The organism is Brevundimonas vesicularis (assembly GCF_032067225.1).
Lineage (GTDB): Bacteria > Pseudomonadota > Alphaproteobacteria > Caulobacterales > Caulobacteraceae > Brevundimonas > Brevundimonas vesicularis_F.
The window spans coordinates 44,303-60,656 of the sequence record NZ_DAMBJX010000004.1 but is presented as its reverse complement, the minus strand read 5'-3'; the positions used below and the strand labels follow the sequence as shown (position 1 = coordinate 60,656).

Genomic DNA, 16,354 nt, shown 5'->3' with positions numbered 1-16,354 from the left:
CGACCGACGACTTCGCCGCCATCGAAAAAGAGATGGGCCGGATCGTGGATCGCGACGCCAAGTTCGAGCGCGAGGTCTGGGAGCGGGACGACGCGATCCAATTCTTCGAGGCGCGCGGCGAGAAGTTCAAGGCCGAGCTGATCCGCGACCTGCCGGGGACCGAGACCATCACCCTGTACAAACAGGGCGACTGGATCGACCTGTGCCGGGGCCCGCACTTCCCCTCGACGCGCCACGTCGGCAAGGCGTTCAAATTGACAAAGTTGGCCGGCGCCTATTGGCGGGGCGATTCCAAGCGCGAGCAGCTGCAACGCATCTACGGCACCGCCTGGGCCACCAAGGAAGATCTGGACGCCCATCTGCAGCGTCTGGAAGAGGCCGAGAAGCGCGACCACCGCAAGGTCGGCAAGGCCATGGAGCTCTTCCATATGCAGGAAGAGGGCCGGGGCATGGTCTTCTGGCACCCGAAGGGCTGGGTGCTGTGGCGTGTGCTGGAAGCTTATATGCGCCGCCGCCTGGACGCTGCGGGCTATGTCGAGGTCAAGACGCCCCAGGTTCTTGACCGCAAATTCTGGGAACAGAGCGGCCACTGGGACAAGTATCGCCCCAATATGTTCGTCTGCGAGACGGTCGAGGGCGAGGAGTTGTCCCTCAAGCCGATGAACTGCCCCGGCCACGTGCAGATCTTCGACCAAGGTCAGCGGTCCTATCGTGAACTGCCGCTGCGCATGGCCGAGTTCGGCGCCTGCCACCGCTATGAGCCGTCGGGGTCGCTGCACGGCCTGATGCGGGTGCGCGGCTTCACCCAGGACGACGCCCACATCTTCTGCCGCGAGGACCAGATCGTCGAGGAGACGGCCGAGTTCATCAAACTGGCCCGCAGCGTCCACGCCGACCTGGGCATGGAGACCGCCTACATCAGCCTGGGCACCCGGCCTGAGAATCGCGCCGGCACGGACGAGTTCTGGGACAAGGCCGAGACCCTGATGGCCGAGGCCGCCCGTGCCGCCGGAACCGAGCCGGTCGTCACCGAGGGCGACGGCGCCTTCTACGCGCCCAAGCTGGATTTCATCGTCAAGGACGCCATCGGCCGCGAATGGACCTGCGGCACGATCCAGCTGGACTACGTCCTGCCCGAACGCCTGAACGCCACCTACATCGCCGAGGACGGCCAGAAGCACCGCCCGGTCATGCTGCACCGCGCGATCTTGGGCTCGTTCGAGCGCTTCATCGGCATCATGATCGAGAACTACGCTGGCGCCTTCCCGCTGTGGCTGGCCCCAACCCAGGCTGTGGTGGCCACCATCACCTCGGACGCCGACGATTACGCCCGCGATGTGATGGCCAAGTTCAAGGCCGCCGGCCTGCGCACCGAGATCGACCTGCGCAACGAAAAGGTCGGCTACAAGGTGCGTGAACACTCGGTCGGCAAGGTCCCGGTCATCGCCGTGGTTGGCAGGAAGGAAGCCGAAGACGGCATGGTCGCCATCCGCCGCCTCGGCTCTCAGGCGCAGACGCTGGTCACGGTCGAGGAGGCCATTTGCATCTTGACCGACGAAGCGACTCCGCCGGATCTGAAGCGCGCTCGATAATTTCCGCTGGCCTAGTCAGATCAGGAAGCGAACAATACGATCAATGAGGGAGTTGTTTAGAAGCGATAACCTGGTCGCTCGTGAAGTGGCTTGCGAGGATACATCGCGTTGGGTCGTCACGTTTGACAATTACAGCATCGGCCACGGCTTTGATCGAGAAGGCTTTGGCGAAGCCTATCTTAGATCGCAGGGTATTTCGGCCATCCACATCATGGGCCGGCGGGAGGACTGGTATCAGTATCCCGAAATGTCAGATGTCTTGATTGCTGTGCGGGAAGCGATCTCCGGCGCGTCGCGAAGCATAACCTATGGCTCGTCAATGGGAGGCTATGCGGCATTACGTTTTGCAGATGCACTAAATGTCGATGCGGCTTTGGCCTTATCCCCGCAATATTCGATCAATCCAGCAATCGTGCCTTTCGAAAAGCGCTGGCTGCAGGATGCGGAACGAATAGTCTGGCTTCCTGAGGGTGAACCCTCCCTGCCGGCGCGGGCGCAAGCCATAGCCGTCTACGACCCGGCTTCTATCGACAAGGTACATATCGACCTCATCGCAAGCGAGACCGACCTCGTTAAAATTCCAGTCAGGTATTCAGGACACCCATCGGCATCAATGCTGGCTGAGCAGCAGATGCTGTCACCGCTATTGAATGACGTCTTGAATGGGACAATAGATCCGATTGGGTACAGGCGTGAGGCGAAAGCCAGACGAAAAGATAGCGTCACCTATCTCATAACGTTATCCGAGAGCCTAGCTTCGAAACGGCGTGATATCGCTTTGCAGCTCGCGGAGCGTGCTATCGACATTCAGCCCACGCACATCGGCGCTCTTCAGTGTCTAGCCAGAGCCTTTTATCTGCACGGCCGCAACGAAGAAGCCCTCTCGGCTTATGAAGAGGCTCTAGACCGATCTAACCGTAACGTCGTAATCGCCGTGCCTTACGCCGATCTGTTGTCGGAGCTCGGCCAGCACCAATCTGCGCTGAACCTAGCGCGAGAAATCACTGCGCGACCCGAAACATCAGTGATGGCTCACATCCACGCCTGGCATGGCTTTATTGCGCAGCGAGCCGGCGCTCAGGCTGAAGCGATAAAGGCTGTTGAGCGCGCCGTTCTTCTCCACCCTACCGAAAAAAAATATCAGAAGCTTCTAAGCAACTATCGCCTTAACCGTTCATTGATCGGACGCCTTCGAGCCAATCTAATGAAGTTCAGACCGCGCTTTAACCGCTGACGCCCGGACATTTCGGGCACAATACTTAGCGTTCATCGTATCTTAGGTGAGGACGCACCACGTTGGATCATCGCTCGACGAGATCCGAAGATGACGACGTTCAAGACCCACCCTGGCCGTTCCCTGCTCCAGCATCTGATCGCAAACGGTCACATGCGGTATCTGATCATCGCCAGTTGGGCGGTCGCCTTGTTAACCGTCACCGATTGGGCGACCGCAGTGTTGTGGTTTGCAGCGGCGACCGCATCAAGCCTGCTGCGAACATTCGCCGAACGGGTGCTGGTGATCCGAGATGAGCGACTGCACGGCCGGATCAAGCTGATGGCCGCCACCATTTCCTGCATCGCCTGGTCAGCGGCGCCGCTGCTCGCATTCATCTACGGCGGCGCCTATGGCGTGCCGTTGGGCGTCGCCCTTCTCATGGCCGGCTATGTGCTGGTCTTCACCCAGATGCGCGCCGCGCCCCGTGAGGCCCTGATCGTGTCGGCGCCCTATTCGGTGGTCGTAATTCTGCTGTTCGCACAACTGTGGGGCACGCCGGGCTTTTGGGTGGTGCTCAGCATGATCCCGGTTCTGGCGCTGGCTTTGCTGATCAAGGTGGCCATCACCCAGATGAAGGACAGCGATCTGGAAGCCGTCAACCGCCGCCAGGCCGAACTGATCGCCGAGTTGGAAACCGCCCGTGACACGGCCAACGCCGCCAGCGCCGCCAAATCCAACTTCTTGGGCGTTATTTCACACGAGCTTCGCACGCCGATGAACGGGGTTCTGGGGGCCGCGCAACTGCTGCAGATGTCTGAGCTCAGCGATCGTCAGAAGGAGTTCGTCGGCGTCATCCGCGATTCCGGCGAAGGGCTTATGGTGTTGCTGAACGACATTCTCGACATCACCAAGATCGAGTCCGGCAAGATGGAGTTGGACTTCGTCGATGTCGAAGCCGAGACCCTCGCCGCCCGGCTGACGGGCCCGTTCAAGGCGCAGGCCGAGGCGCGCGGACTGACCTTCACGACCGAAATCCGCAGCGAAATGCCGCCGCTTCTCAGAATGGACCCGCTGCGCCTGGCCCAGGTGACGCACAACCTTCTGGCAACGCCATCAAGTTCACGCCGCAGGGCGAGGTTCGCCTGATTATCGACAGCGAGCCGGCAGGCGAGGGCCGCACGACCTTGCGGCTTGGTGTCGCCGATTCCGGCATCGGCATCGCCGCCGACGATCTGACGCGCCTGTTCCAGCCCTTCTCTCAGGTGGACGGGTCCTCCACCCGCAAGTTCGGCGGCACCGGTCTGGGCCTCAGCATTTGTCAGCGTCTGGCCGCCCTGATGGACGGCGAGATCACGGTGACGTCGACCCCCGGCAAGGGATCGACCTTCACCCTGCACGCGACCTTCGACACGCCTCAGATCGAGGCTGTTCGCGTCGCCGCCTGACTAGAGCCTGACCCGCTTGAGTTGAAGCGCTGCGCGCTTCGACGAGGCGGTGAATCAGGCTCCAGATTCAACCTGGACCTTGATTCACGGCCTCAGCGTAATCGCGAAGCGATCCCTCCTCAAGCCGATCAAGGTCTAGTCGCGCAGCAGTTCGTTGACGCCGGTCTTCGCCCGCGTCTGCGCGTCCACACGCTTGACGATGACGGCGCAGTACAACGACGGCCCACCATTGGGATCTGGCAGCGACCCCGGCACGACCACCGAATAGGCCGGCACCTCGCCCCGGAACACTTCTCCGGTTGCCCGGTCCACGATCTTGGTCGAGCCCGACAAGTAGACGCCCATGGCAAGGACCGCGCCCTCGCGCACGATCACGCCCTCCGCCACCTCGGCGCGGGCGCCGATGAAGCAGCCGTCCTCGATAATGGTCGGATTGGCCTGCAGCGGCTCCAGCACGCCGCCGATGCCCGCGCCGCCCGACAGGTGCACGTTCTTGCCGATCTGGGCGCAAGAGCCGACCGTGGCCCAGGCATCCACCATCGAGCCCTCGTCGACGAAGGCGCCGATGTTCACGAACGAGGGCATCAGCACCACGTTCTTGGCGATATGCGCGCCGTGACGGACGATGGCGCCGGGCACCGAGCGGAAGCCGGCCGACTGATAATCCGACGCGGTCCAGTCGCCGAACTTGTTGGGCACCTTGTCCCAGAAGGGACCAACGGCGACGGGATGATCCACCGACAGCGGCATGACGGACGGGGCGCCCGCCCGCATGATCTGGTTGTCGTTCAGACGGAAGGACAGCAGCACCGCCTTCTTCAGCCACTGATGCGTGGTCCAGACGCCATCCGCGCCGCGCGAGGCGACGCGCGCCTGCCCGGAATCCAGCAGGGCCAAGGCGGTTTCAACGGCGTCGCGCACCTCGCCATGCGTGGCGGCGGACACCTCGGCGCGCTGTTCCCAGGCGGCCTCGACGACGGATTCGAGATGCGACAGATCGGTCATGCGGCGTCCTTGAAGCTCAGATCGGAAAGGAAGTCGAAAAGGTCCGGGGCCACATGGTCGATATGCGGCCCGATCGGCTTGCCATGGCCGTCGCCGATCAGGACCGTGGCCATGCCCAGCGCCTTGGCCGGCTCAAGGTTTTTGGGCGTGTCCTCGAAGAAGGCGGATCGGTGCGGATCGATGCCGAACTGCTCCAGCATCCGGCGGAAGGTCGCGGGATTAGGCTTGGGCGTCAGATCCCCATCCTCGATGGCGAAGACGCCTTCGAAACAGTCGGCGACGCCGATCCGCCCCAGAACACGATGGGCGTAATCCCGCGCGCCGTTGGTGAAGACATAGCAACGACCGGGCAGAGCCTTCAGCCGCTCGGCCAGACGCGGATTGGGCTCGACCCCGTCCAGCGGCACGTCGTGCACCTCGCGCAGGAACCGTTCGGTATCGACCGCATAGTTGGCCATAAGCCCGGCCAGGGTTGTGCCGTGCTCGTCCAGAAACTGGCGCTGCATCGCAGCCGCAGCCTCGGGCTCCAGCCCGACGGCCTCGACAACGAAGGCGTTGATGCGCGCCTGGACCAGCCGCATCAGACCCTGCTCGCGCGGATACAGGGTGTCGTCCATGTCGAACACCCAAGCGCGCACATGCCCAAGGGATGTGGAATGGGGGTCGATCAAGACGCCTTCACCAGGGTGCCAGCGCCGAACTCGGTGAACAACTCGACCAGCATGGCGTGCGGCCGACGCCCGTCCAGAATGACTACCGCCTCGACACCCGCGCGAACAGCGGCCATGGCGGTCTCCAGCTTGGGGATCATGCCGCCAGTGGCCACGCCGGTGTCGATCAGGTTTTGCGCCTCGTCCAGCGTCATCTGACGGATGATGTCGCCGTCCGCGCCCTTGACGCCCGGCACGTCCGTCAGCAGCAGCATCCGCTTGGCGTTCAGCGAACCCGCGACCGCGCCGGCCACCGTGTCGGCGTTGACGTTGTAGGTTTGTCCGTCTTCGGCCACGCCGATCGGGGCGATGACCGGAACCCAGTCTTCCGTTTCAGACGCGATCAGGCCGGCGATCAGCTTGGGATCCACCTTGGTCGGTTCGCCGACATAGCCCAGGTCGACCTCATGCTCGATCATGCTGTCGGGATCGCGCTTGGTGCGACGCGTCTTCTCGACGGTCAGCAAGCCGGCGTCCTTGCCCGACAGGCCGACGCCGCGCACGTCCGCCTCCTTGCCGGCCATGGTGATCCAGTGGGCGATCTCCTTGTTCACCGCGCCCGACAGCACCATCTCGGCGACTTCCATGGTCGCTGGATCGGTGACTCGCAGCCCGTCGACGAAGCTGGACTTCACCCCCGCCTTGTCCAGCATGGCGCTGATCTGAGGCCCGCCGCCGTGCACGACGACCGGGTTCACGCCCATCAGCTTCAGCAGCACCACATCGGCGGCGAACTGACGCGCCACAGCGCTCTCGCCCATGGCGTGACCGCCGTATTTGATGACCACGGTCTCGCGGTCATACACCTGGATATACGGCAAGGCCTCGGCGAGCGTCTTCGCCGTCTCCCAACTGCGTTCTTCCGACTGGCGTTCTGTTTCGTTCATCACGCGCGCGAGATAGCGGGGGATGGGAAGGAAGTCACGGAGTAAGGGCGCTCTTCAAGTGGGAACAGCCTGCGCCTGAACCTGCCAAGCCATTCGTCATCATACTGTGCCAGCGCTGTCGCGCTCCGACACATGCCAGCGCCATGCGGTCGCAATGATATCGTCAAAGCTTCGATGCGGACGCCACCCTAGAACCTCTCGGGCCTTGCGGTTGTCCGCCACCAAGCATGGCGCGTCCCCTTGTCGGCGAGGTGCTCCCTCGATTGGGAATGGTCGGTTGGTGCTTCGGCGGATCGTGTCAACCAGTTCCTTGACTGTCGTACCTGTCCCTGTGCCGAGATTGAACGCCGTCGTTTGTCCGCCATCCAACAAGTAGCGCAGAGCCCTGACGTGCGCGTCCGCGAGGTCCAGCACATGGACGTAATCGCGAATGGCGGTCCCATCCCGCGTGTCATAGTCATGACCAAACACCTTAAATCCCGACTGCAACCCCAACGCCGTCTGCAGTGCGAGCGGGATCGCATGGGTTTCAGGATGATGACGCTCTCCTATTCGCCCCTCTTCGTCAGCTCCTGCAGCATTGAAGTAACGCAGCCAGGCCGAGCGGAACCCCGCATAGGTCGAGTAGTCCGCCAAGACCTGCTCGATCATCAGCTTGGAACGACCATAAGGGTTGAGCGGGACCTGGACATGGTCTTCCGCCATTGGCAGCGTGATCGGCTCACCGTAGGTGGCGCATGTCGACGAAAACACCATGCATTCGACGCCCGCCCGGCGCGCGGTCTCGATTAGAGTGATAGCTCCAGCCACGTTGTTCTCATAGAAGCGACCCGGCTCCCGTACAGATTCACCTACCTCGATCAAGGCTGCAAAATGTAGCACAGCCTTAGGCTTGTGCCGACTCACGACCTCCTCGAGCCGATCCGCGTCACGGATATCGCCCTTCTCCAGCGGACCCCACTGCACGAAAGCGGCGTGGCCGTTCGACAAATTGTCATAGACGACGGGCTTAAAGCCCGCCTGCGACAGAGCGAGGCACGTGTGCGAACCAACATAGCCGGCACCGCCGGTAACAAGAACTGTGTCCACTCTGGACCACCCCTATGATGCGCCATTTCATTGGCGAGCCAAGTTTGCCTCAAACCGCCTAGACGGCCACCTGCTGAATGTGGCCTATTTTGGCTGTCTTTACGGAAACAAGCTGCAAGCCTCATCAAACTTCCAGCGAAGTTCATCCAGACTATCCTGAATGGCCGAGTCGTCGCTGAAGTTCACCAAGCCTCGCAAGCAATCCCAAGCGTGTGTGGTCCAGGGATGAAGATCGATGTTAGACGTCGTCTGACGAACCAGCTCTGGTGACAAAAACTCGTCAACGGGAGACGGCTGGTCGAGATTTTCCAGTTCAAGACCCAGCCCAAGTTTCGCGTCGATTTGTCTTATCTGATCGCGCCATCCGCTGAGAAACACCTGCCAATGCACGAAGTGCCGGGGCAGGTCCCGACTGGACCGTTCCGCGTCGAGTACATGACGTAACCAGAGTCGGCCGCCTTCCTCTAGCCTCATGTCATTACGAAATGCCAGGGAGTTCGCCACCTCAGCAGGGGGTCGCAGCGGGAAAACGACCTTTGTGTGGTAGCCGACGTCCTCCAAAAGCTCCGACCAAAACGGGAGGAAACGGCAAATACGCGGATCCTTGAGCACGATCAGGGAAGCCTCCTGAAACTCGTCGATCAGGCATGCACGCGCTTGGTCCACCAGGGTCGGTTCAGCTTCGAGCGCTGCGCTAAGGTTGAAAGGTCGCCAGTCCCTCCAGCTTGATCCGCCCGCCGCTAGCAAACGGTCGTGCAAAAGCATCAGCGGCTGGCTTTCCCAGAACCCCTTTGGGTTATCTTCAGCCGCCGGCATCAGGGTCCGAGGCGAAGCGGCGCCCAGAAGCGACAACGCGCCGGTTACAGATGACGTGCCGCTGCGATGCATGCCCAGCACGACAATAGCCCTCTTCTCACCCATCAGCGCCTCTGCTGCCTAACATTTTTGACGAGCCGTTGATCGAGCAGCTCAGGCCTCTGAGGTTAAGCATACAGCGCTTCGTTCTCATCCATCAGTCGAGCCGATAGCGCCGTCAGGAGGGGATGTCACGTGCACGGTGACTGACCCCCTGAAACTCCTGCAGAAAACTGCTGCGGAGCGTCGCAATGAAGGATTGACAGATGATAAGTTTTGGAGATTAGCGACGCGCCGTCCTTTCGGTTTCTCCACCAACGACCGACTCTTCTGCACTCTCGGCGCAAGCGCCAGGCGCTTGTGGGCAGCACCACGCTCTTAGGCGCGCTAACACTTGAACCAGTCGGCAGCGAGTCCGGTTGACATCATCGCCGGCGAACTGGACACCGGCGCAGCCGCAATTGCTCGTACTGCCTCCCAAACCATCCGAGCTGATTTGCTCGCATCTGGAACCAGCAGAAAGTTACACAGCGTATGAAATCGAGTTCATTTATGGCAAATTGCTCGTCTGCTAGAGCCCTCGACTTCCGCTGCATGGCTGATCGGGCGAAATCGTGGGGTGTCACACACACCGCGAAAATGTTTTCCTGATCGAACCTTGCGAGGCGCGTTCGCCATGGAATTCTGCTAAGTCGCCGTTCTCATTCGCCTCCAAGCGCATACATGGTGGCGGAACCGGAATACTGGAGCCCGCCTTGACCACCTTCGTTCAGACCTCCGACGCTTTCAAATATGCGGAGATGGTGGGGCTTACCTCACGATCTGTGATCGCGTACACGGCGACCAAGAGCCTGCAATACGAAATGTTCCTCGGGATCAAGAAGGGGGCTCACCCATGGCACGCGACTTTCAATCGCGTCTTTATCCTTGATGAAATGATCGAGCGAGGTTTGACAGGGTGGGTATGCTATATGGACGCCGATGCTTGGATTGAAGATCAGTCTTTCGATGTAGAACGCTATCTCGATGCACATGCGGACCATGCCGCCATATTCACATCATCTCTAGCGTCGGATAATTGGTGGGACGTCAACGCTGGTGTTTTCTTCCTAAACCTGTCCAATGAAGTGGGCGTGAGGTTTGCGAAGGAATGGAAGGCGCGCTGCTTAGCAGCGTGGCCACGTGTCGAGCATGTGACCAACTTTCCCCAAGGCGGTCCTGACGATCAGTCTATCCTGCACGAAATTCTTGCCGCTTCGCCAGAGTATAAGGCTGCAATCTGGGTCGAATCACCCGACCTGATCAACTCAGCTTCGGCAACCTTTATTCGCCAGCACCTGCGTTCGAATGCGACCGATTTTCGCTCCCGTGTCGCCCACATTCGCGAGGAGATTTCCCGCATCTTGGATCCGCTTTCGACGCAAGCAGAAACCGCTTTCGGCGTAAGCGCCGTGGACGTCGTGGCGGGTCTCTACGAAGGCATCCTGGGGCGTCCTGCAGATGGCGGAGCCGGCAACTCTTATATTACAACTGTGGAACGGCGAGGCATTCGCGATGGCGTGTCCGCAGTGGCAAATTACATGGTCAACAGCGACGAATTTCGCTCAAAGCGCACGCCCGGCTAAGGGAGTTTCATCTCGTCGACGCTAAGCTTTTGTGGATGACTGCCATCTTCGGATAAACGGCCTCGTGAGAGAAAGGCTGGTTGAACACGGTGGCGAATGCGATTTCTGCACCAAGCTCATGCAGCCCATCTAGCTCCGGCGCCGAGAACTCCGGCAGTTGGCCAGTTTTGAACCAGCTGTCGATTACATCACTCGTTTTATGAGTGGTTGGTAGTTGATCCTCGTAGTACGGCGACTGCCACTGCAGATCCTCGATAATGTAAAGACCTCCGGGACGAAGCTTCGGAAACAGGACCTTGAAGGCAAGCTGTTGATGGAAGGAAGCGTGAGATCCATCGTCGATGATGAGATCGAACGGCCCTAGAGCCGCCGCCTTCTCGAGATCAGACGCCACCCCGCTGTCGCCGCGAACGAAGGTGAAACGGGGATGCTCGACCCACGAGAAGTCACTGATGTCGAAGCCTCTCACCTGAGCTTCGGGGAAGAACTTCAGCCACATATCGACCGAGGGCGCGGTACGGACGACCCGATCAACGTCGCCGCCCACCTCCGGCCCTCCCGCCATAAGACCGATCTCCAACATATTCGCCAGACTGTGCCGGTGCGGCTGAAGCAGCATGTCATAAATGCGCGTGTAGTGGTGGGGAGATGGATGACCAGATGTGCCCTTATCGGAGCCGGAGGCATTCGCCAGATCCGTAAGGCTCACCGTTTCATTCTTCAGATCAACAGCAGTCATTAGTTATCCAATCCCGGAAGACGCCCACCACCCAAAGCTATCGCCTCCATGAGATTGGAGCGCGAAAGCAAGTCGTCTGCATCACATATCATGAACCCGAAGACACCCAAGCCACCTTTTCGAGTGTCTCGTCCATTCGTGGCGGAGGCGAAGTCGTCGTAGCCCCCCCCATGAAGACCGACCACGAGTTCTCCAGAGGCCTGCGCATTGACAGGCACATTCACAACACACCAGAGCTTCTGCTGAGGAGCGAGCACTCCCTCCTCGGCTGTGGCGCCGCCCAACGCGATGCGATAGGGCTGATGATGGGCGCTTAATCCGAGCAGGCGTATGTAAAGACGTTTTGGCTTGTCGATGGAGTCAGGTTCAAAGCGTAGCTTGAGCAGCCCCCCCTCAGGCTTGGTCCAGTTGCCCCAGTCGTCAGGAAACCACCATCCAGTCCCGCTTCGGAAACGTTCGCCCGATTCCATCGCCCTATGGATCGCTAAAGCCTCAGTTCGGTTGAGCGGGTAGTAACGTCCCAGCGTTGGCACGTGAGAGGCAGGCAGCGTGTCCCTCTCTCCAGCGGAGAACCACATCAGGAGGCACTGCTCTATCTCCCCTCCCAACTCCCGCCACGGTCGCGGCTGGAAGTTCGAAATGATGTTCTGCTCTCGCTGCCGTCGGTATGGCAGATCGAACATCAACCGCTCGAGTTTCTGAATGAACTCGGCTTGATCGCCGACCCGGAAATAATCGGCGAAGTCACCGCCAGCCTCAGGCAGTGATGAGGAGTCTGACAAGAGCGCAGCCTTGCCGTAACAGAAGGATTCCGTCACTGGGAGCCCCCAACCCTCGTAGGTGCTTGGATAGAGAGTAAAAGCACTCGCCTTGTAAAGGTTCGCCAAGTCGGGATCGGAGACCCCTGAGACGATCATCACCTTGCTCTGCAAATCCTTGTCTGCATCGAGATTGGAAAAGACAGCGTCATTTAGCCAGCCGCGGTTGCCGACGCAGATCAACTTCAGCACATCAGCCGCCGCACGCCTGCGCATCAAATCCTGCCAGGCTTTGAGCGCACTGAGGTGGTTCTTCCTAGACTCAATCGTCGAGACGAAAAGCACATACTGCCCCTCCACCAAACCATATCGCGATAAGGTTTGGGCGGTAGGGACGGATATAGTCGGCTTCCGAAAGTCTGCGTCTAAGCGAACAACGTGGATATTTTGAGATTCAATCTCATATCCAAGTTGTTCGGCTACGGTAATAAGATCACGCTTCGAGGCTTCCGAGTTAGTCAGGAAGTGATCAGCATGAGCGAACACACCAAGGGCCCAGCTTATAAAATCCTGCGTCAGCTCTTTTACGCAATGCTCGGGCGTCATGACAGGAATCATGTCGTGAACAAAGGGAACGTATCGAACGCCGTACAACTCCTTGGCGCGCCGGACGTGAAGAAAATAGTTTTGGAGCCACCAAGACGTTCCAAGGTTTACGAGGCAGGCGCCTTCTTGGAACTGGAACTCAGGCGAAAGCTCCGTGACCGCTCTGAGAGATCTGACCATACCGGACCATTTCTCATCCGCTACATCGCCGCTTTCCAAGGAAAGTTGACACAACCTCAAGAATATATCGGAGGGAACCTCTGACCACAGGTCACGATCTTTCGAGAAGGTGCAGACTGCGACGCTTGATTCACCGCCTTCTCTTGTGAGGAGATTGGAGATGACCTCGATCTGGACGCGTTGAATTCCAGTCGGAAGACGGGCGTTACTGAAGAAGCCCACGAGGTCGGAAACGTCAAAAACGATCTGAAGGCCATCCGGAGTGTGTTTCGGATCGTCGCCACGCAAACCGAGCTTAGCCTCGATTGATCGTATACTGTCGGACAAGGCTTGTATGGAGGCCGCATTGTCCGCCCTCAGAGACGGCTCCAAGCGTGCGATCGCAGCGTCAAGCTGAGCAGAGATTGACGCATGGTCGTTGCCATTCATCAAGAATGAGCCCCACCTCTTGGCTAAACGGCCCGCCCGGTCGGCATCGACATCAACACCCTGCGAACTAAGCTCCATAACAGCTTCCAGGGGATAGCGTTGACTTGGATCGATTTCAGCGGCGTCGAGGTAGTGCTTCACCGCCTCGGGAAGACGCTTTTCGAGGCGGCGCAGGTGTCCCATCTGCACGTGAGTGTCGTAAACACGAGGCTCAAGCTTCAGCGACTGCAGATAAGCTTGCTCCGCACCGATCAGATCACCGGCCTCTTTGCGAGCGTGACCCAACTGCACCCAAATATCGGCGCGCTCCGGCTTGATTTTGAGCGCCTTACCATATGCTTCCGCCGCCCCTAGCCAATTTTGCGCATCGCGAGCGGCGTCCCCGGCCTTTATAAGGGGCGTCGCGTTAGATTTCTTGAAGAGCGTTTTAGCTAGCAATTCCATGGCCTCAGTCGTGCGCAGGTGAATAACGGCGTTCTCCACATGAAACGCTGCAAGTCAATCCGCTTCGGGGGGATGTCAGTGTAGTCGCAAAAGGTTTCGGCTACACGCTAAGCAATGCTAGGCGGACCGCCGCAGAGGGGCAAGGCTGTAAGATGCATCGTGAAAAATCTAGAGGCGAACATGCGCGCGCCACGCAGGAGGATGTGGTCGCCATTTACGCCTTCGTCCTGGGGCGAACACCGGATGAAGCGGCGGTGCAGGCATTTATTGGCCACGATCTGCCATTTGTTATTGGCATCTTTTTCGACGGGCCAGAATTTCGCGATCGCGTGAGCTCACATCTCGCTGAAAGGCGGCTTCCAGCGGGCGGTCTGTTTGCCGAGGACGTGCCGGCTTGGGTACGAGCGTGGCTTGCCGATCGACTGCCGGTTGAAAAGGCCGCAGCCGACAGGCTTCGGGAAGAGATCTTCTGGCCAGCACTTTACCAGACGCTATTCACAGATCCGAACTTCCAAGCTTGGTCTGGCCTCAGCCCCGCGCGCCCGTTTACCTCTGACGCATGGGATGGGTTGACCTACATCATCGACAACGCAGAGCTCTTCAGAAGAATTGCTGAGGTCGAAAACATCGACGCCGACTGGGTTCAGGGTTGGGCTGTAGACAGGCAGGCATTCGACCGGGCACTACGGGTTGAGCTCTGGGTGGAAGGGCGATTCGTATCATCGACCATAGCGGGCGGCTTCCGGCGCGATCTGCAGGATCGATTTGGAGGAAGCGGCGCCTTCGAATTCAGATTGCCTCATCCTGGCTTCCCGAACCGTCACACCGCCTCCTTGGAAATACGTGACGCAGAGACGGGTCGCAGTCTAGCGACAGCCACGCAGACTGGCTTGCCGAACGGGCCAGAGGCCTACGATGCGCTCGTTTCAGAAGTTCGAAAGATGCAAGAATCGCTCGAGCGCATCCAATCGGCCCTCCCGACAGCGATTTCTCGGCTCGGTTTCCCGCTATCGGCATATGGGGAATATGCCTCCGCCTATGGATGCGCAGAGGGCGCTAAACTGTCGTGCGGCGAAGAGCGGCACGTCCTAGTGTCGCTCATGGCCAAGGGCGCGGGGCCGGACGAGATTGAGGACGCCGTTCGGTCAGTCTTGGACCAAACGCACCGGCACTGGGCGGTCGAGGTGGGCGGGCTTGATGCGTACAACGAGCAGCATTTGCGCTCCCTTAAGTTTCGCTTGGCGGGACTGGGGCTTCCCACGGAACAGATATCGGCCAAAGGCGAACAGGCAGAACGGACATACGATATCTGCCTCGTCATGCCGGCGAACAGCGTGTTGGCGCCGACGGCTTTGGCAAGTTTTTCGTCTGCCTTCGAAGACGAGGCTATAATAGCCGCCTACGCCGACTCCGATGTCTTTATCCCTGGGGGCGAAGCGGCTCTCCGGCACGACCCACAGCTCAGGCCGGACTTCGACCTGGATCTTCTGTGCCAGTGGCCCTACGTCGGAGACTGCGTCGCCTTTAGGGCTGGCAAAGCGCCCGCTGAACTTGGTGATCGGCTGGTTCCGGCTGCGACTGTTCTGCGCCTGGCGCAAGAGGGTGCGCGGATTGCGCATATCCCGGCCGTCTTAACGTCCCATCGCGCTCGCCCCTCGGTAGACGCCGAACTCTGGCGGAACCATGTAGGATCCATTCTAAGCGATGCTTCGGGAGTATCGATAGAGCTGGGTCAAGACCTTTTCGCCGCGGACGTAGAGGGCGCCATTCGCATAAAACGCCAGCCGTCGTCACGGGCGGTGAGCGTGATCGTGCCGACACGGAACGCTTTAGAACTTTTAAAGCCGTGCTTGGACAGCGTTCTTAGATCGGCGCAGGACAACTCCGTTGCGGTAGACCTCATCGTGATAGACCACGCGAGCGATAACGCCGAAACGCGCGCCTACCTCGACAAATTGCGAGAGCAGAACCTGATCCGCGTCCTGCCTTATGACGGGCCGTTCAATTGGGCGCTGATGAACAATCTGGCGGTCGAGCAGGCCCTCGGCGAGGTGCTTGTTTTTCTGAATAACGATACCGTCGTCATCAGTCCGGATTGGCTGGATGAGCTTGCGTCCCAGGCCGAGCGGCCGGATGTCGGCTGCGTCGGCGCTCGCCTTCTCTACGAGGACGGCTCGCTCCAGCACGCAGGTTTCATCGCGCGAGACCGAGAAGCCAATTTCCTCGTTCATGACGGTGTCGGAGCGCCCGCTGCGAACCCCGGCTACATGGGCCGACACGCCCTGACCCATCAGGCTGTCGCCGTGACCGGAGCCTGTATGGCGATCCAAACCAGCAAATTCCTGGCCCTTGGGGGCTTCGACGCGGCGCATTTCCCGGTCGAAGGCAACGACGTTGACCTTTGCTTGCGCGCTTGGAGCAAAGGCCTGAAGACCCTCTACGATCCCCACGTCTCGCTTTATCATCTCGAGTCCAAGAGCCGAGGTTTCAGCCGGGACGGCGAGCGTTTGAAGGTGGCGGAAGCGGCGGGCCGACTGCTATGGCGACGCTGGGGCGAACGTTTCCGCCAAGACCCATTCTTCAATCCCCGCTTCGATCGAGAAGCGCGTCCCTTCACGCGTTTGCGGCCGTGGCCCTGACAGTCCAACTGAGCCTGCGACGAGAAAGCCATCGCGGCCACGGTTTAAGGACCGCCTCTGGCCTGTAAAGCGCACCTGCAGTACGCCAACGCCCTGCAACTGGCCCAACAGTTCAGCCAGGCGGCGGAACAGTTC

Annotated in this window: 13 protein-coding genes; 6 read left to right on the top strand and 7 right to left on the bottom strand. The window is 59.9% G+C overall.

From position 1 onward, the window contains the following. The 4 genes from thrS to RT123_RS01820 form a co-directional block, all read left to right on the top strand. Nucleotides 1–1,592 (top strand): threonine--tRNA ligase (gene thrS / locus RT123_RS01835; protein WP_313007358.1); only part of this gene is annotated, 1,592 nt, incomplete at its 5' end. Between the two features lie 43 nt (nucleotides 1,593–1,635). Beyond that, nucleotides 1,636–2,826, top strand: coding sequence for a tetratricopeptide repeat protein (locus RT123_RS01830; RefSeq protein WP_313007356.1), 1,191 nt, complete (start codon nucleotides 1,636–1,638; stop codon nucleotides 2,824–2,826). A 90-nt stretch (nucleotides 2,827–2,916) separates the two neighbouring features. Beyond that, nucleotides 2,917–3,954 carry a histidine kinase dimerization/phospho-acceptor domain-containing protein gene (locus RT123_RS01825; protein WP_313007354.1) on the top strand — a complete coding sequence of 346 codons (1,038 nt, stop codon included), beginning with the start codon at nucleotides 2,917–2,919 and terminating at the stop codon, nucleotides 3,952–3,954. Next, nucleotides 3,921–4,253 carry an ATP-binding protein gene (locus RT123_RS01820; RefSeq protein ID WP_313007405.1) on the top strand — a complete coding sequence of 111 codons (333 nt, stop codon included), beginning with the start codon at nucleotides 3,921–3,923 and terminating at the stop codon, nucleotides 4,251–4,253. The genes RT123_RS01825 and RT123_RS01820 overlap by 34 nt, the downstream gene beginning before the upstream one ends. Before the next feature lie 135 nt (nucleotides 4,254–4,388). Here RT123_RS01820 and dapD read toward each other — a convergent pair whose 3' ends face one another. From dapD to RT123_RS01795, 5 genes are all read right to left on the bottom strand, one after another. After that, nucleotides 4,389–5,258, bottom strand: a complete 870-nt coding sequence (gene dapD / locus RT123_RS01815; RefSeq protein ID WP_066629134.1) for a 2,3,4,5-tetrahydropyridine-2,6-dicarboxylate N-succinyltransferase — start codon at nucleotides 5,256–5,258, stop codon at nucleotides 4,389–4,391. Then, nucleotides 5,255–5,896 carry a pyrimidine 5'-nucleotidase gene (locus tag RT123_RS01810; protein ID WP_313007403.1) on the bottom strand — a complete coding sequence of 214 codons (642 nt, stop codon included), beginning with the start codon at nucleotides 5,894–5,896 and terminating at the stop codon, nucleotides 5,255–5,257. The genes dapD and RT123_RS01810 overlap by 4 nt, the downstream gene beginning before the upstream one ends. Before the next feature lie 29 nt (nucleotides 5,897–5,925). After that, nucleotides 5,926–6,855 (bottom strand): acetylglutamate kinase, encoded by a 930-nt coding sequence (gene argB / locus RT123_RS01805; RefSeq protein ID WP_017506718.1) that lies wholly within the window; start codon nucleotides 6,853–6,855, stop codon nucleotides 5,926–5,928. A gap of 99 nt (nucleotides 6,856–6,954) precedes the next feature. Continuing rightward, complete coding sequence (gene galE / locus RT123_RS01800) at nucleotides 6,955–7,944, bottom strand: UDP-glucose 4-epimerase GalE (RefSeq protein ID WP_313007351.1); 990 nt, start codon at nucleotides 7,942–7,944, stop codon at nucleotides 6,955–6,957. 99 nt (nucleotides 7,945–8,043) lie between these two features. After that, nucleotides 8,044–8,865 (bottom strand): hypothetical protein, encoded by an 822-nt coding sequence (locus RT123_RS01795; RefSeq protein ID WP_313007350.1) that lies wholly within the window; start codon nucleotides 8,863–8,865, stop codon nucleotides 8,044–8,046. Between the two features lie 689 nt (nucleotides 8,866–9,554). Between RT123_RS01795 and RT123_RS01790 the strand changes: the two genes are divergently transcribed. Beyond that, complete coding sequence (locus RT123_RS01790) at nucleotides 9,555–10,424, top strand: hypothetical protein (protein WP_313007348.1); 870 nt, start codon at nucleotides 9,555–9,557, stop codon at nucleotides 10,422–10,424. 7 nt (nucleotides 10,425–10,431) lie between these two features. Here the strand turns inward: RT123_RS01790 and RT123_RS01785 are convergent, their stop codons facing one another. Together RT123_RS01785 and RT123_RS01780 are read right to left on the bottom strand one after the other, a co-directional pair. Next, nucleotides 10,432–11,163, bottom strand: a complete 732-nt coding sequence (locus tag RT123_RS01785) for a class I SAM-dependent methyltransferase (RefSeq protein WP_313007346.1) — start codon at nucleotides 11,161–11,163, stop codon at nucleotides 10,432–10,434. After that, entirely contained in the window at nucleotides 11,163–13,580 is a 2,418-nt protein-coding gene (locus RT123_RS01780; protein ID WP_313007344.1) for a glycosyltransferase, read from the bottom strand. Before RT123_RS01780 ends, RT123_RS01785 begins: the two co-directional genes overlap by 1 nt. 152 nt (nucleotides 13,581–13,732) lie before the next feature. Between RT123_RS01780 and RT123_RS01775 the strand changes: the two genes are divergently transcribed. Beyond that, the gene (locus RT123_RS01775) at nucleotides 13,733–16,219 is read left to right on the top strand and encodes a glycosyltransferase family 2 protein (RefSeq protein ID WP_313007342.1); all 2,487 of its coding nucleotides are present in this window, start codon (nucleotides 13,733–13,735) and stop codon (nucleotides 16,217–16,219) included. The last annotated feature ends 135 nt before the right edge of the window (nucleotides 16,220–16,354 follow it).

Coding starts and splice junctions, on each gene's coding strand:
- RT123_RS01830 (WP_313007356.1), top strand. CDS start 1,636: ATGAGGGAGTTGTTTAGAAGCGATAACCTGGTCGCTCGTGAAGTGGCT.
- RT123_RS01825 (WP_313007354.1), top strand. CDS start 2,917: ATGACGACGTTCAAGACCCACCCTGGCCGTTCCCTGCTCCAGCATCTG.
- dapD (WP_066629134.1), bottom strand. CDS start 5,258: ATGACCGATCTGTCGCATCTCGAATCCGTCGTCGAGGCCGCCTGGGAA.
- argB (WP_017506718.1), bottom strand. CDS start 6,855: ATGAACGAAACAGAACGCCAGTCGGAAGAACGCAGTTGGGAGACGGCG.
- RT123_RS01795 (WP_313007350.1), bottom strand. CDS start 8,865: ATGGGTGAGAAGAGGGCTATTGTCGTGCTGGGCATGCATCGCAGCGGC.
- RT123_RS01785 (WP_313007346.1), bottom strand. CDS start 11,163: ATGACTGCTGTTGATCTGAAGAATGAAACGGTGAGCCTTACGGATCTG.
- RT123_RS01780 (WP_313007344.1), bottom strand. CDS start 13,580: ATGGAATTGCTAGCTAAAACGCTCTTCAAGAAATCTAACGCGACGCCC.
- RT123_RS01775 (WP_313007342.1), top strand. CDS start 13,733: ATGCATCGTGAAAAATCTAGAGGCGAACATGCGCGCGCCACGCAGGAG.